Raw genomic sequence first — 25,617 nt, forward strand, 5'->3', positions numbered from 1 at the left:
GCGGAAGCGCGATGTCCACGCCCGGTTTCCTGCCGGCCGATGTCCGCGCACGGCTGCGGCAGATCGCGATCACCCCGCGACGGGCCCGGGGCGACCGCGGCTTCGGCCTGCACGCCAGCAACAGCCGCGGCGCCGGGGTCGAGTTCGCCCGCTACCGTGGCTATGAACCCGGCGACGAACCGCGCCAGATCGACTGGAAGCTCTATGCGCGCTCGGACCGCTGGTTCGTGCGCGAGGCCGAGCGCGACAGCCCTCTGGCGATCTGGATCCTCGTCGACGCCAGCGCGTCGATGGCCCAGGCCGATCGGGCGCGTCCCGACTGGTCAAGGCTCGATGCCGCCCGCGCACTGGCCGCCGCGACCATGGACATCGCGCTGCGCCAGGGCGACCGCTTCGGACTCGCCATCTTGAATGCCGATGGCCTGGCGATGCAGGCGGCCGCGGCGGGAGCGCGACACCGCGACCGCTGCCTGCTCGCACTCGATCGCCTGCACGCCGCCGGCGGCTGGCCGGGCACGAGCACGCTCGCGCCGCTGCACGGGCGCATCGCCCCCCGGGACCTGGTGCTGCTGCTGACCGACGGCTTCGATGCCGACGCGCTGGCCTTGGCCGGACGCCTGGCGGCGGCACAGCGCGAGGTCCTGGCGATCCGCCTGCTGACCGTGGAGGAGCGCGACTTCCCCTTCGAACGCGGGCACCTCTTTCGCGACGTGGAAGCGGGCGAAGAGCTCCGCGGCGACGGCGGCGCCATGCGCGCGGACTTCCTGCGGCGGTTCGGCGCCGCACGCCGCGAGCAGACCGCGCGCCTGGCGGCCGCCGGCATCCGCCAGGTGGAGTACGTGCTCGACGAACCGCTCGATCTGCCGCTGCGGCGCCTGTTCGACGGCGGCGCGGGCGCCGGAGGCGGGACAGCGTGATTCCGACCCTGCTGCTGCCGGCCGGCCTTGCCGCACTGGTCGCGCTCGCCGTGCCGCTGCTGCTGCACCTGGCACGCCGGGAAGAGCAGCGCCCGGTGGACTTCGCGGCGCTGCGCTGGCTCACCGCGCGACTGCGCCCGCGCCAGCGGCTGCGCTTCGAAGAGCGGCTGCTGCTCATGCTGCGGCTGCTGCTCGTCGTCCTGCTGGCCCTGCTGTTGGCGCGGCCGGTGGTGCCGCTTGCGGGCGACGGAGCGCCGTGGATCGTCGCCGCGCCAGCGGTGGCCGCCGACGCGCTCCGCGCTGCCGTGCACTCCTCCGCAGAAGCCGCTGCAGCGGATGCGCGCGGCGATCACGGCGGCGACCACGGGGCCGGCCCGGTGGACATCCAGCGTCGATGGCTTGCGCCGGGGTTCCCATCACTGGACGACGCTCCACCACCAGGCGACGTCCGGACGACCATCAGCCTGCTGCGCGAACTCGACATGCACATGCCGACCGGCGTTCCGCTGGTCGTGCTGGTTCCATCCGTGCTCGAGGGCGTCGATGCCGACCGTCCGCGGCTGTCGCGTCCGGTGGAGTGGCGCGTGCTTCCCGCGGCCGCGGCGGCGTCGCCTGGCGCCCTGGAGACAGGCGACCCCGCATCGCCGGCGCCGCGGCTCTTCATCGAAGACGCCGGGAGCGACGCCGGGGCGCGCTACCTGCATGCCGTGGCAGCCGCGTGGCGGGCAACTCACGGGCAGGCTGGCGAGGACGAAGCCGACGGTGACGGGGACGCCGCCGGCGAAGGCCGCACCGACGGCGGCCATGACATCGGCCATGGCGACGGCAGCACCTCGACCGGCCTGGACCTGCGCGCCTGGCTGGCGCCCGGGAATCCGCCGCCTGAGGCGATCGCCTGGATCGAAGCCGGCGGCACCGCGCTGCTCGCCCACGACGCGCTGCTGCCCGGGCTGGAAGACGCCGCATCGATCTGGGAAGACGAACACGGCCAGCCACTGCTGCGGGCGGCCAGGCTCGGCCGCGGCCGCGCCCTGCAGTGGACGCGACCGCTCGCCCCCGGGGCACTGCCGGCCCTGCTGGACGCCGATTTCCCGCAGCGGCTGCGCGTCGCCATCCAGCCGCCACCCGCGCCATCGCGCGTGCTCGCCGCCGAACATGCGCCGCTGCTGGCGGATGTCGGTCCCTGGCCGCAGGCACTGCGCGATCTTTCGCCCTGGCTGGCGCTGGCCATCGCCCTGCTGTTCCTGCTCGAACGCTGGCTGGCGGCAGGGCCGCGGCGGGAGCGCGGGGCATGAGCAGGGACGCCTTCGCGCAGCTGCTGCGTGTCGCGCGGCGTCGCCGGTTCGCGGCCACGCTGGCGCCTGCCCTGCCCTGGGTGGCCGTCGCGGCCGCCCTGGCCTGGCGGCTCGGCCATGGGCGCCCGGCGCTGATCGCGGCCAGCGCGGTTGCCGCCCTGCTGCTCGCCCTGGCGGGGGCCTGGTGGTCCAGCCGGGCGCTCGACCGCAGCTGGCTGCAGCGCCATCTCGACGCCAGCCAGCCGCAGCTCGAGGACAGCAGCGCCCTGCTCGCCGACGATGGCGCCAGCCTGCCGCCGCTGGCGCGGCTGCAGCGCGATCGCATCCTGCAGCGACTGCCTTCCGCCGCGGTCGCCGGCGTCCGCACACCCTGGCCGCTGGCCCCCATCCTGGCCAGCGCCGCGGCCGCCGCCCTGCTGATCGCAGCCATCCTGCCCTGGCCGGCCGCATCGCCCGCCGACGCTTCGCCGGACGGGAGCGACACCCGCGCCGCCGCGGCGACCACCCCGGTCGCGATCGAACTGCTGGAATACCGCCTCGGCATCACCCCGCCGGCCTATACCCGGCTGCCAGGCCGGGAGGAAGCGGTCCTGGATGCGAAGGTCCCCGAGGGCGCGACGCTCGCATGGACGCTGCGCTTCAACACACCGCCCGATGCGGTGGCGCTGGAATTCATCGACGGCCGGCGGATCGCGCTCGAACGCGATGGCGGGCACTGGCGGGCGGACGCGGTCGCCGGGCAGCCCGGCCTGTATCGCATCGTCGCCAGCGCCAGCCTGCCCTGGCGGGACGATGCGCTGCATCGCATCGACGTCATCCGCGACCTCCCGCCATCGATCCGGGTCACCGCGCCGGCACGGACCCTCAGCCTGCGCACGCCAGGGCAGCGGCGCTGGACGCTGGACTTCGAAGCCGAGGATGACCACGGCCTCGCCGCCAGCGCCGCGATGCACCTCACCATGACCGAGGGCAGCGGCGAGGACATCCGGTTCCGCGACGAAGTCCGGCAGCTCGGCGGGCGCGGAGACCGGCACCGCCGACGGTTCTCGCATCAGCTCGACCTCGACGCGCTCGGCCTCGCCGAAGGCGATGACCTGATCGTGTACTTCGTTGTGCATGACAATCGCCCCGGGCGCGCGCAGTCCGCGCGCAGTGCCAGTCACATCCTCCGCTGGCCGCCGCCGCAGGCCGGCGAGGACAGCGGCATGGACGGCGTGCTGCAGAAGGTGCTGCCCGCCTACTTCGCCAGCCAGCGCCGGATCATCATCGATGCCGAGGCCCTGATCGCCGCGCGGCCGCAGCTGGAGGACGAGGCCTTCGGCGCGCGCTCGGATGCGATCGCGGTGGACCAGCGCCTGCTGCGGCTGCGCTACGGACAGTTCCTCGGCGAGGAGAGCGAGGGCGCGCCGACGCTGCCTTCCGCCGCCAGGATCGATGCCGACGACCTGCCGCCTCCGCCCATCCTGCTGCCGACCAGCGATGCCGAGGACGAAGCCGACGCATGGCGCGAGATGGTGTCCGCCGCGCAAGACCGGGCCCGCGGACACGACGGCGACGACGACAGCGGACCCGCCGGCAAGGCGACCGGGGACGGCGAGGGACATGGCCACGGGCATGCGCCCGGCGCTGCGCCTCCACCCGGCGAGCCGGGCCGCACCGGATTCGGCGAGGCCGGCGACGTGCTCGAGGAATTCGGCCATGTGCACGACATCCCCGAAGCGGCGACCCTGCTCGCCCCGAAGACGCGCGCCCTGCTGCGCCGCGCACTGGGCGAGATGTGGCAGTCCGAACTCGCCCTGCGCCAGGCACGCCCGCGCGACGCGCTGCCGGCTGCGAACCGCGCCCTGGTCCTGGTCAAGGAGATCCAGCAGGCCGACCGCATCCATCTCGCGCGCACCGGCACCGGGCTGCCACCCGTGGACTTCGGACGGCGGCTCTCGGGTGATCGCGAGGGCATCGCCAGTCGGCGCGCCCCATTGGCGCCTGCCCTGCTGGAGGAAGACGTCCCCGCCGCGCTCTGGCGCGCCCTCGCCGCGCCGCCGGGTGACGGCAGCATCGACCCGGGTGCCCTGCAGGCCTGGCTGGCGGCCAACGGCGAGCGCAGCAGCGACCCGCTGGCGGTGATGGCCGCAGTCGATGCCGTGCAGCGCGATCCTGCCTGCGACGACTGCCGCGCACGCCTCCGCGCCCTGCTCTGGCCACTGACCCGGCCACCCACGGCGGCGCCGCTCCAGCGCACCGGCCCCGATGCCGCCGGCAAGGCCTATCTGGATGCGCTGCCCGGGGACGGCGGCGAATGAGCTTCGCCATCACCATCGCCCTCGTGCTGGCGCTGGCGGCCGTGGCCGGCTCGCTGCGCCGCAGCCTGCGCTGGCGCCGCCTGCCGCCGCAGGGGCGACCCGGCGCCGGGCATCTTGCCGCCATCCTGCTGCTGCAGTGCGCCTGCGCGGCGCTGCTGTATGCGGCGCTGCTGCCGCCCGGGCGTTCGATGCAACAGGCCAGCCTGGTGCTCATGACCGCCGGGACCGACCCGGCCCAGGCGCGCCAGGCGGCGCGCGATGGCGCCCTGCTCGTCGCCCTGCCCGAGGCAGGCAGCGAGGCGATCAACGCCGCGGCTGCGCAGCGCATGCCCGACCTTGCCACGGCGCTGCGCCGGCATCCCCAGGCGGGCCGGTTGCACGTCCTCGGCAGCGGACTGGAGGCACGCGATCGCGAGTCCACCCGTGGCCTGCCGCTCGCATTCGATCCGCCACCGCTGCCCTCGGGCCTCGTCGCGCTGCATGCGCCGGCGCGCGTGGCCAGCGGAGGCGTGCTGCGCGTCACCGGCCGCCTGCAGGATGTGGCGACAGGCGGCGTGGAACTGCTCGACCCCGCCGGCACCGTCCAGGACCGCGCGACAGCGGACGACGAGGGACGCTTCCGCTTGCAGGCCCCCGTGAGGGCATCCGGCCCGGCCATCTACAGGCTGCGGCTCGCGGGCGAGCTCGAGGTGGAAGCCGAAATTCCGGTCGATGCACGGGCCGGCCACAGTGCACGCCTGCTGCTGCTCTCCGGCGCACCCAATCCGGAACTGAAGTACCTGAGACGCTGGGCCAGCGATGCCGGCCTGGCCCTGCACAGCCGCATGGCGCTGGGCGGCGGCGTGGCCGTGGGCGACATGCCATTCGCCTTCGACCCCGACAGCCTGTCGGGCTTCGACCTCGTCATCGTCGACGAGCGCGGCTGGAACGGCCTGGGAGCACCCGCGCGCCGCGCCGTGCTGGCCGCGGTCGACCAGGGCCTGGGCCTGATGCTGCGCATCACCGTCGCGCCCGACGCTGCCACACGCGAGGTCCTGCGCCAGCTCGGTTTCACGCTCGGACCGGCCGATCCCGCGCTCGATGCCGACGTGTTCCTGGATGCGGTCACCGCGCCCACCGCCACTGCCGCCGTTACCATGCCTCCGCCCTCGGGCGACGCCAGCGGCAACGCAGCCCCTGCGCTCGCTCGCCAGCCGTATCCGATCCTCGCCGACGGCTCGGTGTCCCTGCTCGACGACGCGTCCGGCGCGTCGCTGGCGCGCTGGCGGCCATCGGGACGCGGCCGGATCGCGGTCTGGAACCTCGACCAGAGCTTCCGCCTCGTGCTCACCGGCCACGGCCTGCGACACGCCCGCCTGTGGAGCGAGGCAGCGGCCACGCTTGCCCGCGCCGGCGCCGCCGGGCAGCCGCGCTTCGAAGGCATCGCGCGCGCCGGCCGGCGCGCCACGCTCTGCGACTTCGCGCCCGGCTCCGCCCTGGTTGCCAGGGACGGCAGCCGCCTGCACCCCCGCGCCGATCCCCTTGCCGACGGCTGCGCCGCGGTCTGGCCGCGCGACAGCGGCTGGTATCGCGCGGGCGAGGGTGAAGCCGCGCCCATGCTTTACGTGCACGCGTCCGATGCCTTGCCGGGCCTCGCGGCGAGAGCGCGACGGGACGCCACGCTGCGCCTGGCCGGCACCGCTACGCCTGTCTCGCCAGCCCCGGTGGCCGAAGCCAGTTCCACCACCGCCGCCGGCCCGCGCTGGCCCTGGTTCCTGGCCTGGCTGCTGGCCGCAGCCGCGCTGTGGTGGCTGGAGCGTGCCGCTCGCCGCAGCTAGCCGCGGCGTGCGACTCCGCGTGGGAGGAGACCGCAAAAAAAGGTTCTTCTCCCGAGTGAGGGAGAGAGGCACGGCCGACCCGGCGGAGTGGCTGGTTCTTCTCGCGGCTCCGGGGTGCTGACGTGACAGTTGGAGCACTTTGTTGCGGCGTGAGCTCCGCTGTGGTCCGCGCTGCCCGTCCCGTGCACAGGGGGTGTGCTCCCCCGGCCTGTCCGCGTCCTGCTCCCAAGGCCGGCCGCCGGCCATCCATGGCCGGCTGTACGCACACCCCCTGTGCACGGGACGGGCCGTGGGGTTTTTTCTGCTTCGGGTCGAAGATCAAGAGCGGGCGCGCTCGCGTCCGGCGGGGCATCCCCCCTGCCTCCACGGCGGGCAGCGCGCCCTCCCGAGGCAATCACCCGCAAAATCCCCGCATCGGGAGAAAAACCCGAAAAAAGGGCCGCATCGCTGCGGCCCCTGCGTTCCTGCGTGCTGGATCCGGGGATCAGCCCCGCAGCGGCACCACGCGGATCTCGACGCGGCGGTTCTGCGCGCGACCCTGCTCGGTCGAGTTGTCGGCGATCGGCATGGTCTTGCCGAAGCCCACGATCTCGAAGCGCTCGCGCTGCAGGCCCTGCCCGATCAGGTAGTTGCCCACCGAGTTCGCACGCTGCTCGGAGATGCGCTGGTTGACCGCGTCACCGCCGACGTTGTCGGTATGCCCGGCGACCTCGACGATGGTCTGGTTGTAGTCGGCAAGCGTCGCGGCGACGTTGTTGAGCGCCGGGTAGAACTGCGGCTTGAGCTCGGTCTTGTTGAAGTCGAAGGTCACGCCATCGGGAAGGTTGAGCTTGATCACGTCGCCCTCGCGGTCGACGACGATGCCGGTGCCCGCCGTCTGGCGACGCAGCTCGGCTTCCTGGCGGTCCTGGTAGACGCCGACGGCGCCGCCGGCCAGTCCACCGACGCCGGCCCCGACCAGGGCGCGCTGGCGGCGTTCGGTTGCGTCGGAACCGCTGAGCAGGCCGGCCACCGCACCGATGCCGGCGCCGACGAGGGCACCCGTGCGGGTCCGGTTCGGATCGTTCGGATCGCTGGTCTGGCCGGTGTAGGTCGCGCAGCTGGTGAGCATGACTGCGCTGGTGGCAAGGCTGACAAGCAGGATTCGGGGCGAAGTGCGCATGGGAGGCTCCTGTAAGGGGCGCTCGGCGCCCGGATAAGTGAACGCGGCCAAGCTAACCGCGTTCGCGTCCCGGCAGAGTGATGGCCAGAAGCCTATTCAGTTTGCGTATAGCCGGCGCCGCGATACACGCGCGGAATGCGGTCGTTGAGTCCCACCAGGATTTCGTAGGGAATCATTCCGGCAGCTTCGGCCATGCCCTCAACGCGCAGTTCCGCATCGCCCTGGCGCCCGAGCAGAACCACTTCGTCCTCGTTCCAGGCGCTGTGCCGGCCGATGTCGACCATGAACTGGTCCATGCACACCCGGCCCACGATCGGACAGGACCGGCCGCCGATCAGCGCCCGCCCGCGCGACGAAAGCGCCCGCGGGAAGCCATCGCCGTAGCCGATGGGCACCGTCACCACGCGCGTGTCGCCCGGGGGCGACCAAGTGGCGCCGTAGCTCACCGTGTGTCCGGCGCGGACCACCTTGAAGTACACCACCCGCGATACCAGCGACATCGCCGGCCGGACCGGAACGAGCGGTCGCGCGCCGGCGCTCGGCAGCACGCCGTACAGCAGGATGCCGGGGCGCACCATGTCGAGCCGCGCGGTCGGAAAATGGAGGATGCCGCCGGAGTTGGCGATATGCCGCGGCGGCATCGGCGCGCCGATTCGCGCAAAGTGCGCGCAGGCCTCGTCGAAGCGCTCGAGCTGCAGCGCGGTCATCGGCGAATCGGGTTCATCCGAGCTCGCGAGATGCGAATAGATCCCGGCCAGTCCGATCCACCGCGAGGCCACCGCGGCCTCGATGAAGGGCCCGGCGCTCCAGGCGTGCACCCCGATGCGCTCCATGCCGGTATCGACTTTGAGGTGCACGGTGGCGCGACGCCCAAGCGCCTCGGCTGCGGCCTCGACCTGGCGCAGCTTGTCGAGCGAGGACACCGTGATCGCCAGGTCGTTGGCGATGTACTGCGCGACCTGGGGGCCGAAGATCCCGCCCAGCACCAGGATCGGCACGGTGATGCCTGCGCGTCGCAGCGCGATGCCCTCTTCCGGGAACGCCACGCCGAGCTGCTCCACCCCCTGGTCCTGCAGGCGGCGCGCCACCGGAACCAGGCCGTGGCCGTAGGCGTTGGCCTTGACGATGGCCATCACCGGCACGCCCACGTGGGCGCGGATGGCGCCCAGGTTGCCGGCGATGCGGTCGAGGTCGACCAGGATGCGTGTCGGGCGCTGGACGGCGTGCACGCTCACGCGCGGCTACTCGAAGCTGCCGACCGAGTCGTGGGCGAGGTTGTCGAAGCGCGTGTACTCACCGAAGAACTTCAGCTTCACCGAGCCCGTCGGGCCGTTTCGCTGCTTGCCGATGATCACTTCGGCCAGGCCCTTGTCCGGCGAGTTTTCCTTGTTGTAGTAGTCGTCGCGATAGATGAACACGATCACGTCGGCGTCCTGCTCGATGGCGCCGGACTCGCGCAGGTCGGCCATCACCGGGCGCTTGTCGGTACGTGTTTCCAGCGAGCGGTTGAGCTGCGACAGCGCCAGCACCGGAACGTTGAGCTCCTTGGCCAGCCCCTTGAGCGAGCGCGAGATTTCCGAGATCTCGGTGGCGCGGTTTTCCTTGTTGCCGGGCACCGCCATCAGCTGCAGGTAGTCGATCACGATCAGGCCCAGGCCGTGCTCGCGCTTCAAGCGTCGCGCCTTGGCGCGCAGCACGTCGGGCGACAGCGCCGGGGTGTCGTCGATGAAGATCCTGGTTTCCTTCAGCAGCCGGATCGCGCTGGAAATGCGGCTCCAGTCCTCGTCCTCGAGCTGGCCGGTGCGCAGGCGGGTGGCGTTGACCCGACCCACCGAGGAGATCAGGCGCAGCGCAAGCTGGCTGGCCGACATTTCCATCGAGAACACCGCGACCGGCTTCTTGGTCTTCATCGCCGCGTACTCGGCGATGTTGAGCGCCAGCGTGGTCTTGCCCATGGCCGGGCGCGCGGCGAGGATCAGCAGGTCGGTCGGCTGCAGGCCGGCGGTCATCTCGTCGAACTCGACGTAGCCGGTCGGCAGGCCGGTGATGCCGCCGCCGTTGGCATAGCGCGTCTGCAGGACGTCGAAGGCCTCGGCCATGGCCGCGTTGACCGCGGTGAAGTCGCTGCGGCCGCGACTGCCGGCTTCGGCGATGGCGAACACTTCCTGCTCGGCCTTGGCCAGCAGCTCCGCGCTCTCGCGACCTTCGGGCTGGAAACCGTCGTTGACGATTCCGGTGCCGACCTCGATCAGCTGCCGCAGAACCGCCTTGTCGCGCACGATTTCGGCATAGGCGACGATATTGGCGGCGGACGGCGTGGTGGTGGCGAGCTCGACCAGGTAGGCGCCGCCGGCAACGAGCTCGGCATGGCCCTGGGATTCGAACCACTCGCCCAGCGTGACCGCATCGAAGGGCCGGCTGCGATCGGCGAGCTCCTTGATGGCGCGGAAGATCAGCTGGTGGTCGCGACGGTAGAAGTCGTCCTCGACGAGCTGGTCGCCGACGCGGTCGTAGGCCTCGGGCGACAGCATCAGGCCACCGAGCACCGCCTGCTCGGCCTCGACCGACTGCGGCGGCACGCGCAACTGCTCGATCCGGGCTTCGCCGCGACCCTGGAAGTCCCGGTCCTTCGGCTGGAAGCCGGTTCGTGCGCTCATCGGTATCGGGACTCCGCTGCGGGGCCCGTAGGCACGGCCCCCTGTTCTGTATCGGACTGACATCGTAGTCGCCTCCACGCCCGAAGCGTTGCAGACAACCCTGTGGATAACCGGTGGGCATCGCAGCAGGCGAGACCGCAGGCATCCCTGAAACGACGACGGGCGCCCTTGGGCGCCCGTCGCGTGACTCCGGCGGTGAGGCCGTATCAGTTGGCTTCGGGCTCGACCACCACCTTGACGGTGGTCTCGACGTCCGCGTGCAGGTGCACGATGACCTCGAACTCGCCGATGGTGCGGAACGCGCCCTCGCCCATCACCACCTCGGACTTGTTGACCGGCGTACCGGCCCTGGTCAACGCCTCGGCGATGTCGCGCGGGCCGACCGAACCGTACAGCTTGCCCTCGGTGGACGCATTGGCGTAGATCGTGACGCTGGCGTCCTCGAGCGCGGCCAGGCGCTTGTTGGCATCGGCCAGCTGGCCCTCGGCCTTGGCCTCGTACTCGGCGCGGCGCGCCTCGAACCCGGCCATGTTGGCCGCGGTGGCCGGCACGGCCTTGCCCTGCGGCATCAGGAAGTTGCGGCCGTAGCCCGGCTTGACGCTGACCTTGTCGCCAAGATTGCCGAGGTTGATGACCTTCTCGAGAAGGATCAGATCCATGGGGTATCTCCGTATTCGTTAGCGGCGCGCAGGCGCGCCGCAACTGGTGCTGTCCGAACGGACGGTGGCCGGGCCGCCCATGGAGGGCGGCCTGGGATCAGATGTTGTGGTTGTCGGTGTACGGGATCAGGGCCAGGAAGCGCGCGCGCTTGACGGCGGTGGCGAGCTGGCGCTGGTACTTCGCCTTGGTGCCGGTGATCCGGCTCGGGACGATCTTGCCGTTCTCGGTCACGTTCTGGCGCAGGGTGTTGAGATCCTTGTAATCGATCTCCTTGACGCCCTCGGCGGTGAACTTGCAGAACTTGCGGCGGCGGAAGAATTTGGACATGTGCGTGATCCTCAGTCGGCTTCGGAGTTGTCGGCAGTCTCGGCGGCGGGCTTTTCCTTCTCGCCCTCGCCCTCGCCCTCGCTCTCGCCCTCGTCGTCACGACGACGGCGTTCGCCGCGCTCCGGACGGTCGGTCTTCTCCGGCTTCTCGTCCTTGTTCTTCATGATCAGGGACTGCTCGGTCTCGGCCTCTTCGCGGCGGACCACGAGGTGGCGCAGGACGGCGTCATTGAAGCGGAAGCCTTCGATCAGCTCGTCGAGCACGGACTGGCCGACCTCGATGTTGAGCATCACGTAATGGGCCTTGACCAGGTTGTCGATCGGATACGCCAGCTGGCGGCGGCCCCAGTCCTCGAGGCGATGGATCTTGCCTTCGGCACCTTCGATCAGGGTCTTGTAGCGCTCGACCATGGCCGGCACCTGTTCGCTCTGGTCCGGATGGACCAGGAACACGATTTCGTAATGACGCATGTGTTGTTCCTTGTGGATATCGGCCGCGCGGCATGCCGCGGGCCCGGATAGCCCCCGGGACGATCCGTATGGACGCCGTGGGGCAAGGGTCTCCCGCAAAACGGGAGCCGAACAGTATCGCACCGCCCGGAGCTCCCGGCAACTCTGCAGGAGCAGCTACAGCTGCGACCCGCCATCCTACCCGGCCAATCCATCCCCAGGTGACCTTGGACGGGCTCCCGCAGGCGCGCGGTACGGCGACTGGTGGGTACTCCGTGGGCTGTCCCGCTTCGCGGGCCTTTATGCCCACTCCGCACCCCCCAGCCGCCTCGCAGCGCTTGGCCGCGAGCCGCTAAAAGAGCAAAAGCGGGGCGCTTTCCCGCTGTCTACCCGCCGCGGAAACGTCCAAAAAGCGACGCGCTCCTGCACTCCCTACCAGTTCACCTCAGCGCTGGCAGCAGAGGGTGGGCGGGTATTCCGCCGGCAATAAGGAGCAGCTCCACCGCGACGCCGGCGGAGTACCCGCCCACCCTCTGCCCCGGCGAATCCGCAACGAGCACTCAGCGATCAGCGATCAAGGAATCCAGGCCCAGCCCCGAAACTCCCTCAGGCCGCCTTGTCAGCGTCCGTCGTAAAGCTCTCGCCACAGCCACACTCGGCCGCCGCTTTCGGATTGCTGAACGTGAACTGCTCGTTCAGACCCTGCTTCAGGAAGTCCATCTCGGTCCCGTCGACCAGCTCCAGGCTGTCGGCATCGACAAAGATGCGCACCCCGTCCTGCTCGAACACCGTGTCCCCGGCCTGCTCATCGCGCGCCAGGTCCACCGCGTAGCCCCAGCCGGAGCAACCGGTACGGCGCACACCGAAGCGCAGCCCGAGGGCATCGGGTGCCGAAGCGAGATAGCCCTTCACGCGTTCCAGGGCGGCAGGAGCAAGAGTGATGGCCATGGCGTCGATTGTACTCCGAAGGGCGGATACGCCCGGTGACAGGTCCGGTAAACTGCCCAACAAGTATCGGTCCCCTCCCCAAGGATTCAAGGCATGACGGTGGTCAGCGTCGAACATGCGCTCTCGGGCAAGCTGCCCGCCGGCGGCGAAGTCACGGTCCGCGGCTGGGTGCGCACCCGCCGCGACTCCAAGGCGGGCCTGAGCTTCGTCAACGTCAGCGACGGCTCCTGCTTCGCGCCCGTCCAGGTGGTTGCGCCCAGCACCCTGCCCAACTACGAGGACGAAGTGAAGCGCCTCAGCGCCGGCTGCTCGGTGATCGCGACCGGCACCCTGGTGGCGTCACAGGGCCAGGGCCAGGGCTTCGAAATCCAGGCCACCGCGATCGAAGTCGTCGGCTGGGTGGACGACCCGGAAACCTATCCGATCCAGCCCAAGGCGCATTCGCTGGAGTTCCTGCGCGAAGTCGCACACCTGCGCCCGCGCACCAACCTGTTCGGCGCCGTCACCCGGATCCGCCACTGCCTGGCGCAGGCCGCGCACCGCTACTTCCACGAGAACGGCTACTTCTGGGTCAACACCCCGATCATCACCACCTCCGACGCCGAAGGCGCGGGGCAGATGTTCCGCGTCTCCACCCTGGACATGGCCAACCTGCCGCGCGGCAAGGACGGCGCGGTCGACTTCAGCCGCGACTTCTTCGGCAAGGAAACCTTCCTCACCGTTTCCGGACAGCTCAACGTCGAAGCCTTCGCGCTGGCGATGAGCAAGGTCTATACCTTCGGCCCGACCTTCCGCGCCGAGAACAGCCATACCACGCGCCACCTGGCCGAGTTCTGGATGATCGAACCGGAGATCGCCTTCGCCGACCTCGACGACACCGCGCGCATCTCCGAAGAGTTCCTGAAATACCTGTTCCGCGCCGTGCTCGACGAGCGCGGCGACGACATGGCCTTCATCGCCGAACGCGTGCAGAAGGACGCGATCACGCGCCTGGAGGGCTTCGTCAACGCGCCGTTCGAACGCATCGAATACAGCGATGCGATCACCCTGCTGCAGAAGTCCGGGCACAGGTTCGACTTCCCCGTCGAATGGGGCCTGGATCTGCAGACCGAGCACGAGCGCTGGCTGACCGAACAGCACGTCGGCCGCCCGGTAGTGGTGACCAACTACCCGGAGCACATCAAGGCCTTCTATATGCGCCTGAACGATGACGGGAAAACCGTCGCTGCGCTGGACGTGCTGGCGCCCGGCATCGGCGAGATCATCGGCGGTTCGCAGCGCGAGGAGCGCCTGCACGTGCTCGACGCGCGCATGGACCAGTTCGGACTCGATCGCGAGCTGTACGACTGGTACCGCGACTTCCGCCGCTACGGCACGGTGCCGCATGCCGGCTTCGGCCTCGGCTTCGAGCGCCTGTTGGTCTATGTCTGCGGCCTGTCCAATATCCGCGACGCGATCCCCTACCCGCGCGCGCCCGGCACCGCGGAGTACTGAGGCCGTGCTCCTTTTCTTCGCCCTGTGCTTCGTCGGCGTCGCCATCGCCGGCGCCTGCGCTTACATCATCTTCTGGCCGCTGTCGCTGGTGCACCTGCGCGACCGCCACCCCGCGGTGCGCGAACGCCTGGGCGACGGTGCCTTCCTGAAGCCCGCGGTGATGTGGTGGCTGCTCGGCGGCGAATACCGCGACACGCGCGACCCGACCTTCACCGGCCTGGCCACGCCCGCGCGCATCGCGCTGTCGACGGTGATCTTCGGCCTGGGTGGCGCCGCCATCATGTGGCTGTGGTCGGTGGCGCTGTCATGACCGGCCCGACGGACGCGGGACAGCGCGACGAATGGTGGCTGGCAAGCCTTGGCCGGATCGTCATCTGGGCGCGGCTGCGCGTGCGCGAAGCGGGCACCGCCGAAGTCCTCGACAGCGACGGCAATACCCTGGTCTACGACAGCGAGGACACCGCGCGCGCCATGCTGATGGACGCCGAGTTCATCGCCCTCGATGGCCTCGACGCCGGGGACGCGGCCGAGCGCGGCTTCCTGCTCGACGAACTGGCGCCGCCTCAGGGCGACGACGACGGCGTGCTGCAGGCCGGCATGGTGCAGACGCTGCGCGGCGGCAACGCCTGACCGGCACATCCCCACGGCTTCAACGGAGAACAGCATGGATCTCGATCTCAAGGGGCGACATGCCCTGGTCTGCGGCGCTTCGGAAGGCATCGGCCGCGCCACCGCGGTGGAACTCGCCGCGCTTGGCGCCAGCGTCACCGTGCTGTCCCGCCGCGAAGATGTGCTGTGCGAGGTGATCGACGGGCTCGCCGCGGGCGACGGCCGCGAACATCGCCTGGCCGTGGCCGACAGCGCCGACACCGATGGCCTGCGAAAGGCCGTGGCCTCAGTGGTCGCCCGGCGTCCCGTGCACATCCTGGTCAACAACACCGGCGGCCCGCCGGGCGGCCCGGTCGCCGACGCGCCGCTGGCGGCCTTCGAGGAGGCCTTCCGCCGCCACCTGCTCGCCAACCAGGTGCTGCTGCAGGCGGTGCTGCCAGGCATGCGCGAGGCGCGCTGGGGCCGCATCGTCAACGTCGTCTCCACCTCGGTACGCGAACCGATCGCGGGCCTGGGCGTGTCCAACACGATCCGCGGCGCGGTGGCCTCCTGGGCCAAGACCCTGTCGCGCGAGCTGGCGGCCGAGGGCATCACGGTCAACAACGTGCTGCCGGGCTTCACCGAAACCGGGCGCATCCGCCAGATCATCAGCGATCGCGCGGGCAAGGAAGGCCGCAGCGAGGACGACATCCGCCGCGACATGGAGGCCGCGATCCCGGCGCGCCGCTTCGCCACCGCCGATGAGACCGGCGGGGTCATCGCTTTCCTGTGTTCGCCGGCCGCGGCCTACGTCAACGGCGTCAGCCTTGCGGTGGACGGCGGACGCATGGCCTCGATCTGAGGGCATGCCTGAAGGCCCGGAGATCCGCCGCGCCGCCGACCGCCTTGCCGCGGCGGTGGTGGGCAAGCCGCTGGTCCGCGTGGAGTTCGCGTTTGCGGAGCTGAAGCGTTTCGAGCGCGAGCTGGTCGGCCATCGCATCGAATCGATCACCGCGCGCGGCAAGGCCATGCTGACCCGCTTCGACCAAGGCTGGACGATGTACAGCCACAACCAGCTGTACGGCGTATGGAAGGTCGCGGCCGCGGGCGAACGCCCGGCCACGAAGCGCTCGCTGCGCGTGGCGCTGGAAACGGCCCGCTGCGCGATCCTGCTGTATTCCGCTTCCGACGTGTCGATGTGGCGCAGCGACGAGGTCGAATCACACCCCTTCTTGCAGGGCCTGGGTCCCGACGTGCTCGACCCTGCGCTGGATGCCGCCGTCGTGGCCGCACGCCTGCAGTCGCCGGCCTTCCGCGGCCGCGCGCTCGGCGGACTGCTGCTCGACCAGGGCTTCCTTGCCGGCATGGGCAACTACCTGCGTTCGGAAGTGCTGTTCGCGACCGGCCTGCGCCCCGGGCGGCGGCCGAAAGAGCTCGACGCCTCCGCCATCGCGCGCCTGGCGGCCGCCCTGCTCGACATCCCCCGGCTGAGTTACGCCACCCGCGGCATCGCGCCGGCCGAGCGCATGCGCGACGACTACCTGACAGACACCGCCGAAGGCTTCCGCTTCCTGGTCTTCGGCCGCGAAGGTGAGCCCTGCCCCGTCTGCGGCAGCGCCATCGAGCGGGAGATGGTCGGCTCGCGCCGCCTGTACCTCTGCCCGCGCTGCCAGTCCTGACGGTTTCGGCCGGCGCGGGTAAGCTTGCGGGATGCGACGCTATACGCACGTCATCGGCAGCGGCACCCGCGACGCCGCCCCCAGCGGGCGCTGGCGCGAAGTATTCGACCCGGCCACCGCCCGGGCGTATGCCGAAGTCGCAGACGGCGTTCCAGCCGACGTCGACGCGGCCGTCGGTGCGGCGTCCGACGCCTTCCCCGCCTGGTCCGGGCTGCGCAACAGCGAACGTTCGCAGCACCTGGAACGCCTGGCCGCGGCCCTTGAGGCGCGCGCCGACGACTTCGCCCATGCCGAAGCCCGCGATGGCGGCAAGCCCTTCGCCCTGGCCCGCGACGCAGAGATCCCGCGAGCAGTGTCCAACCTGCGCTTCTTTGCCCACGCGGCCACGCAGTTCTCCAGCGAATCGCACCACGGCGAAGCCGGCCTGAACTACACCCTGCGCCAGCCGCTGGGCGTGGTCGGCACGATCTCACCCTGGAACCTGCCGCTGTACCTGTTCACCTGGAAGATCGCGCCGGCGCTGGCCGCGGGCAATACCGTGGTCGCCAAACCTTCCGAGGTCACGCCCGCGACCGCGACCATGCTCGCGGACCTTGCGCTGGAGTCCGGACTGCCGCCGGGCGTGCTCAACGTGGTCCACGGCGGCGGCCCCGAGGTCGGCGAAGCGATCGTCCGCCACTCAGCGGTCAAGGCGATCTCGTTCACCGGCAGCACCGCGGTCGGCAAGCGCATCGCCGGCATTGCCGGGCCGCTGCTGAAGAAGGTGTCGCTGGAACTCGGCGGCAAGAATCCAACGCTTGTATTCGCCGACAGCGACTGGCGCGACCATATCGACACCATCGTCCGCTCCGCGTTCCAGAACAGCGGCCAGATCTGCCTGTGCGGTTCGCGCATCCTGGTCGAGCGCGCTGTGTACGCCGAATTCCGCGACACCTTCGTGGCGCGCGCGCTGGCGCTGCGTCCGGGTGATCCCATGGACAGCGACGCCAACTTCGGGCCGCTGGTCTCGCAGGTGCACTTCGACAAGGTGGTGGCCGCGATCGCGCGCGCCCGCGACGAGGGCGGGCAGCTGCTGTGCGGCGGCGTGGCGCTGGATCGCCCGGGCTGGTTCGTGGCCCCCACGGTAATCGAGGGCCTGGGTCCCGACTGCGCCAGCAACCGGGAAGAGATCTTCGGGCCCGTCGCCACCCTGCAGCCCTTCGACGACGACGACCATGCGCTGGCGCTGGCCAATGCCGGCGACTACGGTCTCGCGGCCTCGGTCTGGACCCGCGACCTCGCGCGCGCGCACCGTTTCGGCGCGCAGCTGCACACCGGCATCGTCTGGATCAACGCCTGGCTGATGCGCGACCTGCGCACGCCCTTCGGCGGCATGGGCCAGTCCGGCCTGGGCCGCGAAGGCGGCCTAGAGGCCATGCGCTTCTTCACCGAACCGCGCAACGTCTGCATCGCGACCTGAGCGCCGCCCTTCTTTCGCACCACTTCCCCGCACCACGGATTCCCATGCACAGACTGCACGACCTCCTCGAACGCAACCGCATCTGGGCCGAACGCGTCGAGGCCGAAGACCCCGGCTTCTTCACCCGGCTGTCGAAGATCCAGAGGCCGAAGTACCTGTGGATCGGCTGCTCCGATTCGCGCGTGCCGGCCAACCAGATCATCGACATGAACCCGGGGGAGGTCTTCGTGCATCGCAACGTCGCCAACGTGGTGGTGCATACCGACCTCAACTGCCTGTCGGTGATCCAGTACGCGATCGACGTGCTCGAGGTCGAGCACATCCTGATCGTCGGCCACTACGGCTGCGCCGGCGTCGGCGCCGCGCTCACCGGCCAGCGCGTGGGCCTGGCCGACAACTGGATCCGCCACGTCAAGGATGTCAAGCACAAGCACCGCGCGATCATCGAGGCGATCGACGACGACGCCATCCGCCACGACCGCCTGTGCGAGCTCAACGCGCTCGAACAGATGATCAACGTCTGCGAATCGACCGTGGTCCGCGAGGCCTGGGCACGCGGGCAGAAGCTTGCCGTGCACGCCTGGGTGTATTCGCTGCGCGACGGCCGCGTGCACGACCTCGGCCTGTCGATCGATTCGGCCGCCGCGCTGCCGGAACAGTACGAACCGGCGCTGGAGCGCATCCGCGACGACCGGGAGGACCGCTGAGATGCCCGGCGAGGCGGTCCGCGCCGATGCCGCGCCCAAGCCCGTCGGCGCCTATCCGCATGCGCGCCGCGTCGGCGACCTGCTGTTCCTTTCGGGCATCGGCCCGCGCGACCCGGCCACTGACGCGATTCCCGGCAACGACTACTCCGCCGACGGTCGCGTGCGCGATCACGACATCAGCGCACAGGCCCACGCCGTGTTCGCCAACGTCCGCGCCGTGCTCGAAGCCAGCGGCGCGCGCTGGGAGGACCTGGTCGACGTGACCGTCTACCTCACCGACATGGCACGCGACTTCAAGGCCTACAACGCGGTCTGGGCCGAACACTTCCCGGACATCGCCACCGCGCCCTGCCGCACCACGCTCGGCATCACCGCGCTGCCGACGCCGATCGCGATCGAGTTGAAGTGCGTGGCGGCCCTGTCGCCGGCGCGCGACTGAAGCTTCCACGGGAGACCGACATGATCCCTGCACCTTTGAATTTCCAGAAATGGATCGACGACAACCGCCACCTGCTCAAGCCGCCGGTGGGCAACAAGTGCATCTACGACGGCGACTTCATCGTGATGGTGGTCGGCGGGCCGAATGCGCGCACCGACTACCACTGGGAAGAGGGCCCGGAGTGGTTCCACCAGCTCGAAGGGGAGATGGTGCTGCGTATCCAGGAGGACGGAAAGGTGCGCGACGTGCCGATCCGTGCCGGCGAGACCTTCCTGCTGCCGCCACGCGTGCCGCACTCGCCGCAGCGCGCCGAAGGCTCGATCGGGCTGGTGATCGAGCGCCGGCGCCTGGCGCACGAGGACGACGGCCTGATGTGGTTCTGCGAGGCCTGCAACGAGAAGGTGTACGAGGAATTCTTCCACCTCGAAGACATCGAGCAGGACTTCTTCCGCGTGTTCGAGAATTTCTACCGCTCCGACGAACTGCGCACGTGCAGAGCCTGTGGGCACCTCAATCCGCGCCCGACGCGCTACGAAATGCAGGCCGACTCCCAGGCCGACATCACCTGATCCGCCCAGCCCACCGTGGGAGCGGCCATGGCCGCGATCGCCCGAGGACAGCCGCTTGCTCAAGATCGACATCCACGCCCATTACCTTCCCCGCGACTGGCCCGACCTCGCGCGCAAGTACGGTGACGAGCGCTTCCCCGTCATCCACCACACCGAGGACGGCCGCCACCGCATCTACAAGGACGGGCGCTTCTTCCGCGAGATCTGGTCCAAGACCTGGGACGCGCAGGAGCGCATCGACGACTACGCGCGCTTCGGGGTCCAGGTGCAGGTGATCAGCACGGTGCCGGTGATGTTCAGCTACTGGGCCAGGCCCAACCAGGCGCTGGAGCTGCACCAGGCGCTCAACGACCACATGGCCGAGACCTGCCGCGCGCATCCGCGCCACTACGCCGGCATCGGCACGGTGCCGCTGCAATCGCCGCGGTTGGCGGTGCAGGAGCTCGAGCGTTGCATCGACGAACTCGGCCTGCAAGGCGTGCAGGTCGGCTCGCATGTCCAGGTCTCGGCCGACACGCACTGGAACCTGGACGCGCCGGAACTGTTTCCGTTCTTCGAGGCCGCCGCCGACCTTGGCGCCGCGATCCTGGTGCACCCCTGGGACATGATGGGCACCGACACCATGCCCAAATACTGGCTGCCGTGGCTGGTCGGCATGCCGGCGGAGCAGTCGCGCGCGGCCTGTTCGCTGGTGTTCGGCGGCGTGCTCGAACGCCTGCCGAAGCTGAAGATCTGCATGGCGCACGGTGGCGGCAGCTTCCCGTACACCATCGGCCGCATCGAGCACGGCTTCAACATGCGCCCGGACCTGGTGGCCACCGACAACCCGCGCAACCCGCGCGAGTACCTGTCGCGCCTGTACTTCGACTCCTGGGTCGCCGACTCGAAGGCCCTGGAATACCTGATCGACACCTGCGGCATCGAGCGCGTGATGCTGGGCACCGACTATCCGTTCCCGCTGGGCGAACAGCACCCCGGCGCCGGCATCGACGCGCTCGAACTGGACCCTGCCGGCCAGGCCCGCCTCTACCACGGCACCGCCCTGGAATGGCTGGGGCTGCCGGCGTCGAGGTTTGCTTGAACTGAAGTTCGCCCTTCCAACCCGCTGCTTTCGCCCATGCGCGTGCATCCGCGCGAATCCGTGGCAACAAAGGCTTTCAAATGACCGACCAGTACACCGACCAACATGCCGAAGCGCTCGACGCCGCCGATCCGCTGCGCGGGCTGCGCCGGGAGTTCCACGTGCCGCGGCACGGCAATGGCGAGCAGGCCTACTTCGTGGGCAATTCACTGGGCCTGCAGCCGAAGTCGGCGCGGGCGCACGTCGAGGACGTGCTCGACAAATGGGCCGCCGAGGCGGTGGAGGCGCACTTCACCGGCACCACGCAGTGGATGCCCTACCACGCGCTGCTGCGCGAGCCGCTGGCACGGGTAGTCGGCGCGGAGCCCGAAGAAGTGGTGGCGATGAATTCGCTCACCGCCAACCTGCACTTCATGCTGGTCAGCTTCTACCGCCCCACGAAGCAACGGCCCGCGATCCTGATGGAGGCAGGCGCGTTTCCGTCGGACCGCTATGCGCTGGAGTCCCAGCTGCGCTTCCACGGTTTCGATCCGGCCACGGACCTGATCGAGTTGGAGCCGGACCAGCCGGAGGGTCGCTTCTCGATGGAGGCGATCGCGGGCGCCATCGAGCAGCACAGGCCGCGCCTGGCGCTGGTGCTCTGGCCGGGCGTGCAGTACCGCAGCGGGCAGGCCTTCGACGTCGCGGAGATCACGCGCCTGGGGCACGCCGCCGGCGCGGTGGTGGGCTTCGACCACGCGCATGCCGCCGGCAACCTCGCGCTGCGCCTGCATGACGACGGCCCGGATTTCGCGGTCTGGTGCCACTACAAATACATGAACGCGGGGCCTGGTGCGGTGGCCGGCTGCTTCGTGCATGCGCGCCACGCGCGTACCGACCGCCCGCGCTTCGCCGGCTGGTGGGGACACGAGGAGGCGACGCGCTTCCGCATGGAGCCGCAGTTCGAGCCGACGCCGGGGGCCGATGGCTGGCAGCTCAGCAATCCGCCGATCCTTGGCCTGGCACCGTTGCGCGCGTCGCTGGAGCTCTTCGATCGCATCGGCATCGACGCGCTGCGCAAGAAATCGCGCTCGCTGACCGGCTACCTGGAAACGTTGATCGAGCAGCGGCTGTCGGGATCGCTGGACATCGTCACGCCGCGGGATCCGGCGCAGCGCGGCGCCCAGCTGTCCCTGCGCGTGCTCGAAGGCCGCGGACTCCGGGGCCGCGACGCCGGTCGCTCGCTGTTCGAGTCGCTCTCCGCGCAGGGCGTGCTGGGCGACTGGCGCGAGCCCGACGTGATCCGGATCTCGCCGGCCCCGATGTACAACAGCCATGCCGACGTGCTGCGCTTCGTGCGCGCCACCGAGGCCTGGCGCGAGGGCCGCGCGTGACCACCGCAACGTCCGCAAGCAGCGCCGGGCAGCGACAGCGCCAAGCCACCATCGTCGGCGCCGGGCTCGCAGGCGCGCTGATGGCCACCCTGCTCGCCCAGCGCGGCTGGAAGGTCGATGTCTACGAGAGCCGCGGCGATCCGCGCGTGCACGGCTTCGCCGGCGGGCGTTCGATCAACCTGGCCCTGGCCGAGCGCGGCCTGCACGCGCTGCGCGCCGCCGACGCCGACCGCGACGTGCTGGCACAGGCGGTGATGATGCGCGGACGCATGGTGCATCCGCTCGAAGGGACGCCGCAGCTGCAGCGCTATGGCCGCGACGACAGCGAAGTGATCTGGTCGGTCAGCCGCGGCGAGCTCAACATCACCCTGATCAACGCCGCCGAGGCCGCGGGTGCCGGACTGCACTTCGACCGCCGCCTCGAGGCCGTGGATTTCGCTGCGCGACGCGCCTTCTACCGCGGCGACGGCGAGCTCCATCGTGTGGGATTCGACACCCTGATCGGATGCGACGGCGCCGGCTCCACGCTGCGCGCCCAGATGCAGCAGCACCGCGACCTCGGCGAGCGCACCGAATGGCTCGGCCACGGCTACAAGGAGCTGGAAATCCCGCCCGCCGCCGACGGCGACTTCCGCATCGAACCCAACGCGCTGCACATCTGGCCGCGCGGCCGCTACATGTGCATCGCCCTGCCCAACGACGAGCGCACGTTCACCGTCACCTTGTTCATGGCGATGGAGGACGAAGGCCACGGCGACCCGAGCTTCGAGACCGTGGTCGATGCCACCGGCGCGCGCGCCCTGTTCGCGCGCGACTTTGCCGACACCCTGCCCCTGATCCCGGAGCTCGAGCACGACTTCGAAGCCAACCCGATCGGAAGCCTGGGCACGCTGTACCTGGACCGCTGGCATGCAGGCGGCGACGCGGTGCTGATCGGCGACGCCGCGCATGCGATGGTGCCCTTCCACGGCCAGGGCATGAACTGCGCCTTCGAGGACTGCGTGGCCCTGGCGACGCAGCTTGATGCCTCGCCGGACCTCGCAGAGGCCTATGCCGCCTTCGAAGCCGAGCGCATGCCCGACGCCGTGGCGATCCAGCGCATGGCGCTCGACAACTACATCGAGATGCGCGATCTGGTCGACGACCCGGATTTCCTGCTCCAGCGGGAACTGGAGCTGGCGCTGCAGGCGCGGCACCCGACCCGCTTCATCCCGCACTACGCGATGGTCACCTTCATGCGCATCCCCTACTCGCTGGCGCTTGAGCGCGGCGAAGTCCAGCGACAGATCCTGGAGGACGCGACCCGCGGGCTTTCCACGCTGGAACAGATCGACCTCCCGGCCCTGGACCCGGTGGTCGAGCGTGTGCTCCCTCCGCTGGAGGACACTCCGTGACCGCGACCGCAAGCACCTGCGAAGCGGCTACCGCCGCGATCGCCGCTCCCACAGTGTGCAACGAGGTCCCCGAGGCATGAGCGACAGCTTCCTCTTCTACGACCTCGAAACCTGGGGCACCGATCCGCGGCGGACGCGCATCGCGCAGTTCGCCGCCATCCGTACCGACGTGGAGCTGCGCGAGCTGGGCGAGCCGATCGACTTCCTGGTCCGTCCTGCGAACGACCTGCTGCCCTCGCCCGGTGCCTCGATGGTCACCGGCCTGGCGCCGCAGGACACGCTGGCCACGGGCCTGTCCGAGACCGAAGCCTTCGCCCGCATCGTCGATGAGATGGGTCACCCCGGCACCTGCACGCTGGGCTACAACTCGCTGCGCTTCGACGACGAATTCGTCCGCCATGGACTGTTTCGCAACTTCCACGATCCCTATGAGCGCGAGTGGCGCAATGGCAACTGCCGCTGGGACTTGCTCGACGTGATGCGGCTCGCGCACGCGCTGCGGCCCGATGGCATCACCTGGCCCACGCGCGAAGACGGCGCGACCTCCTTCAAGCTCGAACACCTGGCCGAGGCCAACGGCGTGCGCACCGGGGATGCCCACGAAGCGCTGTCGGACGTGCGCGCGCTGATCGGCCTGGCGCGCCTGTTCCGCGATGCGCAGCCGCGGCTCTGGCAGTACGCGCTTGCGCTGCGCAACAAGCGCCATGTCGCCGGCATGCTCGACCCGATCGCGATGACACCCTTGCTGCACGTCTCGCAGCGCTATCCAGCGGCGCGGATGTGCGCCGCCGCGGTGGTGCCGATCGCGGTGCATCCCCGGATCGGCACGCGGATGATCGTCTACGACCTCGACACCGAGCCCGACGCGCTGTTGTCACTGTCGCCTGAAGAGATTGCCGCGCGCCTGTACGTGCGCTCTGCGGACCTTCCCGAAGGCGTGGCCCGGGTGCCGCTGAAGGAGATCCACACCAACAAGTGCCCGGCGCTGGTCCAATGGGACCACCTCCGGGCGCCGGACTTCGACCGCCTGGGCATCGATCGCGACGTCGCCGAAGCGCGCGTGGAACGCATTCGCGCCCACGGCCCCGAGCTTGCCGAAAAGGTCCGTCGCGTCTACGCCGGCGACCGCGATGGCGACCGCACGCCTCCCGACGTCGATGCCGCGCTCTACGACGGCTTCATCGGCGATGGCGACAAGGCCCGGCTGGCCAGGGTACGGGCCACACCGGCCGCAGAGCTCGGAACGCGTGACTTCGGCTTCCAGGACCCGCGGCTTCCGGAGCTTCTGTTCCGCTACCGCGCCCGAAACTGGCCCGACACCCTTGAAGCTGCCGAACGGCTGCGCTGGGACGACTACCGCCGCCGGCGCCTGTGCGACGACGCGAGCCTGTCGGAATGCGTCTTCGAAGACTACTTCGCCGACATCGCGCGCCTGCGCGGCGAACATGCGGGCAGCGACGAGCGCGTCGCCCTCCTCGACCGACTGGAACGCTGGGGTCGCGACCTGGCGGACGACCTGGCTGCCGCGAGCGCACCCTCTGCGGCTGTGGCCGGCTCCGACAACGAAAACGGCAGCCGCGACATTCTCACGACGCCCGACAACCCTGCAGACCGATGAGCGCCTACTTCAGCGACAGGACCTTCCGCTTTTTGCGCGCCCTGGCGCGCAACAACGCGCGCCCCTGGTTCCATGAGCACAAGAAGGACTACGAAACGCACGTGCGCGCGCCCCTGCAGCAGCTCATCACCGAGCTCCAGCCCGACCTGGCCGAGGTGAGCCTGCAGTTCCGCGCTGATCCGCGCACGGTCGGCGGATCGCTGTACCGGATCCAGCGTGACACGCGCTTCGCCAACGACAAGCGGCCCTACAAGACATGGCAGGGCGCACGGCTGTTCCATGCCAGGCGCAAGGAGCTGGCATCGCCGCTGTACTACCTGCACATCGAGCCGGGCGGTTGCTTCGTCGGCGCCGGGATCTGGCGGCCGGATTCGCCCGTGCTGCGCCAGCTCCGCCAGTTCATCGTCGACAACCCTGCCGGCTGGAGGGCCGCCGCGCACGCGCCCGCATTCAAGCGCCGTTATGCGCTGGACGACGGGGACATGCTGGTGCGCCCGCCGCGCGGCTTTCCCGCCGATTTCGAATTCATCGACGACCTGCGGCACCGCAGCTTCGTTGCGTGGCGCGCGCTCGACGACGCCATCGTGACCGGACCACGCCTGCGGCAGACGCTGGCGAAGGACCTGCACGACCTTGCGCCCTTCGTCGACTATCTCTGCGCAGCGCTGGACCTGGAGTTCTGAC

The 25,617-nt window shown here is 70.2% G+C and carries 24 protein-coding genes and 1 pseudogene; 18 read left to right on the forward strand and 7 right to left on the reverse strand.

All coding sequences use genetic code 11. The features are described from left to right. The first annotated feature begins 11 nt into the window (after window positions 1-11). The 4 genes from WCE37_RS04125 to WCE37_RS04140 are packed head-to-tail and all read left to right on the forward strand — an operon-like array spanning window position 12 to window position 6,329. Window positions 12-917, forward strand: coding sequence for a DUF58 domain-containing protein (locus WCE37_RS04125; RefSeq protein ID WP_343278257.1), 906 nt, complete (start codon window positions 12-14; stop codon window positions 915-917). Beyond that, window positions 914-2,212 (forward strand): BatA domain-containing protein, encoded by a 1,299-nt coding sequence (locus WCE37_RS04130; RefSeq protein WP_343278258.1) that lies wholly within the window; start codon window positions 914-916, stop codon window positions 2,210-2,212. The genes WCE37_RS04125 and WCE37_RS04130 overlap by 4 nt, the downstream gene beginning before the upstream one ends. Next, window positions 2,209-4,512 (forward strand): hypothetical protein, encoded by a 2,304-nt coding sequence (locus WCE37_RS04135; protein WP_343278259.1) that lies wholly within the window; start codon window positions 2,209-2,211, stop codon window positions 4,510-4,512. The genes WCE37_RS04130 and WCE37_RS04135 overlap by 4 nt, the downstream gene beginning before the upstream one ends. Next, window positions 4,509-6,329, forward strand: coding sequence for a carboxypeptidase regulatory-like domain-containing protein (locus tag WCE37_RS04140; RefSeq protein ID WP_343278260.1), 1,821 nt, complete (start codon window positions 4,509-4,511; stop codon window positions 6,327-6,329). Before WCE37_RS04135 ends, WCE37_RS04140 begins: the two co-directional genes overlap by 4 nt. Window positions 6,330-6,813: 484 nt before the next feature. Here the strand turns inward: WCE37_RS04140 and WCE37_RS04145 are convergent, their stop codons facing one another. From WCE37_RS04145 to WCE37_RS04175, 7 genes are all read right to left on the reverse strand, one after another. Further along, entirely contained in the window at window positions 6,814-7,491 is a 678-nt protein-coding gene (locus tag WCE37_RS04145; RefSeq protein ID WP_343278261.1) for an OmpA family protein, read from the reverse strand. Window positions 7,492-7,583: 92 nt separating this feature from the next. Beyond that, window positions 7,584-8,726 carry an alanine racemase gene (gene alr / locus WCE37_RS04150; protein WP_343278262.1) on the reverse strand — a complete coding sequence of 381 codons (1,143 nt, stop codon included), beginning with the start codon at window positions 8,724-8,726 and terminating at the stop codon, window positions 7,584-7,586. A gap of 6 nt (window positions 8,727-8,732) precedes the next feature. Then, complete coding sequence (locus tag WCE37_RS04155; RefSeq protein ID WP_343278263.1) at window positions 8,733-10,148, reverse strand: replicative DNA helicase; 1,416 nt, start codon at window positions 10,146-10,148, stop codon at window positions 8,733-8,735. 206 nt (window positions 10,149-10,354) lie between these two features. Further along, complete coding sequence (rplI, locus tag WCE37_RS04160) at window positions 10,355-10,807, reverse strand: 50S ribosomal protein L9 (protein WP_343278264.1); 453 nt, start codon at window positions 10,805-10,807, stop codon at window positions 10,355-10,357. Window positions 10,808-10,904: 97 nt separating this feature from the next. Then, a complete protein-coding gene (gene rpsR, locus WCE37_RS04165; RefSeq protein ID WP_343254345.1) occupies window positions 10,905-11,135 on the reverse strand; it encodes a 30S ribosomal protein S18 in 231 nt (76 codons plus the stop codon). An 11-nt stretch (window positions 11,136-11,146) separates the two neighbouring features. Then, complete coding sequence (rpsF, locus tag WCE37_RS04170; RefSeq protein ID WP_343278266.1) at window positions 11,147-11,605, reverse strand: 30S ribosomal protein S6; 459 nt, start codon at window positions 11,603-11,605, stop codon at window positions 11,147-11,149. Window positions 11,606-12,190: 585 nt separating this feature from the next. Then, on the reverse strand, window positions 12,191-12,532 hold the full coding sequence (locus tag WCE37_RS04175; RefSeq protein ID WP_343275696.1) for an iron-sulfur cluster assembly accessory protein: 342 nt from the start codon (window positions 12,530-12,532) through the stop codon (window positions 12,191-12,193). Window positions 12,533-12,625: 93 nt separating this feature from the next. On the opposite strand from WCE37_RS04175, the gene asnS reads away from it, so the two are divergent. The 14 genes and pseudogenes from asnS (at window position 12,626) to WCE37_RS04245 (ending at window position 25,616) form a co-directional block, all read left to right on the forward strand. Further along, window positions 12,626-14,026 carry an asparagine--tRNA ligase gene (gene asnS, locus WCE37_RS04180; RefSeq protein ID WP_343278267.1) on the forward strand — a complete coding sequence of 467 codons (1,401 nt, stop codon included), beginning with the start codon at window positions 12,626-12,628 and terminating at the stop codon, window positions 14,024-14,026. Between the two features lie 4 nt (window positions 14,027-14,030). Beyond that, window positions 14,031-14,336, forward strand: a complete 306-nt coding sequence (locus WCE37_RS04185; protein WP_343278268.1) for a hypothetical protein — start codon at window positions 14,031-14,033, stop codon at window positions 14,334-14,336. Then, window positions 14,333-14,656, forward strand: coding sequence for a hypothetical protein (locus WCE37_RS04190; protein WP_343278269.1), 324 nt, complete (start codon window positions 14,333-14,335; stop codon window positions 14,654-14,656). The genes WCE37_RS04185 and WCE37_RS04190 overlap by 4 nt, the downstream gene beginning before the upstream one ends. A gap of 34 nt (window positions 14,657-14,690) precedes the next feature. After that, window positions 14,691-15,476, forward strand: coding sequence for an SDR family oxidoreductase (locus WCE37_RS04195; RefSeq protein ID WP_343278270.1), 786 nt, complete (start codon window positions 14,691-14,693; stop codon window positions 15,474-15,476). 4 nt (window positions 15,477-15,480) lie between these two features. Continuing rightward, window positions 15,481-16,293: an endonuclease VIII gene (gene nei, locus WCE37_RS04200; protein ID WP_343278271.1), complete on the forward strand. Its 813-nt coding sequence runs from the start codon at window positions 15,481-15,483 to the stop codon at window positions 16,291-16,293. A 31-nt stretch (window positions 16,294-16,324) separates the two neighbouring features. Then, window positions 16,325-17,752 carry an aldehyde dehydrogenase gene (locus WCE37_RS04205; protein WP_343278272.1) on the forward strand — a complete coding sequence of 476 codons (1,428 nt, stop codon included), beginning with the start codon at window positions 16,325-16,327 and terminating at the stop codon, window positions 17,750-17,752. A 44-nt stretch (window positions 17,753-17,796) separates the two neighbouring features. Next, window positions 17,797-18,459, forward strand: coding sequence for a carbonate dehydratase (gene can, locus WCE37_RS04210; RefSeq protein WP_343278273.1), 663 nt, complete (start codon window positions 17,797-17,799; stop codon window positions 18,457-18,459). Between the two features lies 1 nt (window position 18,460). Then, window positions 18,461-18,898, forward strand: a complete 438-nt coding sequence (locus WCE37_RS04215) for a RidA family protein (RefSeq protein WP_343278274.1) — start codon at window positions 18,461-18,463, stop codon at window positions 18,896-18,898. A 20-nt stretch (window positions 18,899-18,918) separates the two neighbouring features. Beyond that, window positions 18,919-19,467 carry a 3-hydroxyanthranilate 3,4-dioxygenase gene (locus WCE37_RS04220; RefSeq protein ID WP_343254355.1) on the forward strand — a complete coding sequence of 183 codons (549 nt, stop codon included), beginning with the start codon at window positions 18,919-18,921 and terminating at the stop codon, window positions 19,465-19,467. Window positions 19,468-19,522: 55 nt separating this feature from the next. Beyond that, the gene (locus tag WCE37_RS04225; RefSeq protein WP_343254356.1) at window positions 19,523-20,548 is read left to right on the forward strand and encodes an amidohydrolase family protein; all 1,026 of its coding nucleotides are present in this window, start codon (window positions 19,523-19,525) and stop codon (window positions 20,546-20,548) included. A gap of 80 nt (window positions 20,549-20,628) precedes the next feature. Beyond that, window positions 20,629-21,921, forward strand: a complete 1,293-nt coding sequence (kynU, locus tag WCE37_RS04230) for a kynureninase (protein WP_343278275.1) — start codon at window positions 20,629-20,631, stop codon at window positions 21,919-21,921. After that, the gene (locus WCE37_RS04235) at window positions 21,918-23,315 is read left to right on the forward strand and encodes an NAD(P)/FAD-dependent oxidoreductase (RefSeq protein ID WP_343278276.1); all 1,398 of its coding nucleotides are present in this window, start codon (window positions 21,918-21,920) and stop codon (window positions 23,313-23,315) included. The genes kynU and WCE37_RS04235 overlap by 4 nt, the downstream gene beginning before the upstream one ends. Before the next feature lie 76 nt (window positions 23,316-23,391). Next, window positions 23,392-24,834: pseudogene (gene sbcB, locus WCE37_RS04240) on the forward strand (exodeoxyribonuclease I); the annotation flags it as partial. A 95-nt stretch (window positions 24,835-24,929) separates the two neighbouring features. Then, window positions 24,930-25,616 (forward strand): DUF2461 domain-containing protein, encoded by a 687-nt coding sequence (locus WCE37_RS04245; protein ID WP_343278277.1) that lies wholly within the window; start codon window positions 24,930-24,932, stop codon window positions 25,614-25,616. The last annotated feature ends 1 nt before the right edge of the window (window position 25,617 follow it).

The organism is Luteimonas sp. MJ250 (assembly GCF_039548455.1).
In the GTDB taxonomy this organism is placed as follows: domain Bacteria; phylum Pseudomonadota; class Gammaproteobacteria; order Xanthomonadales; family Xanthomonadaceae; genus Luteimonas.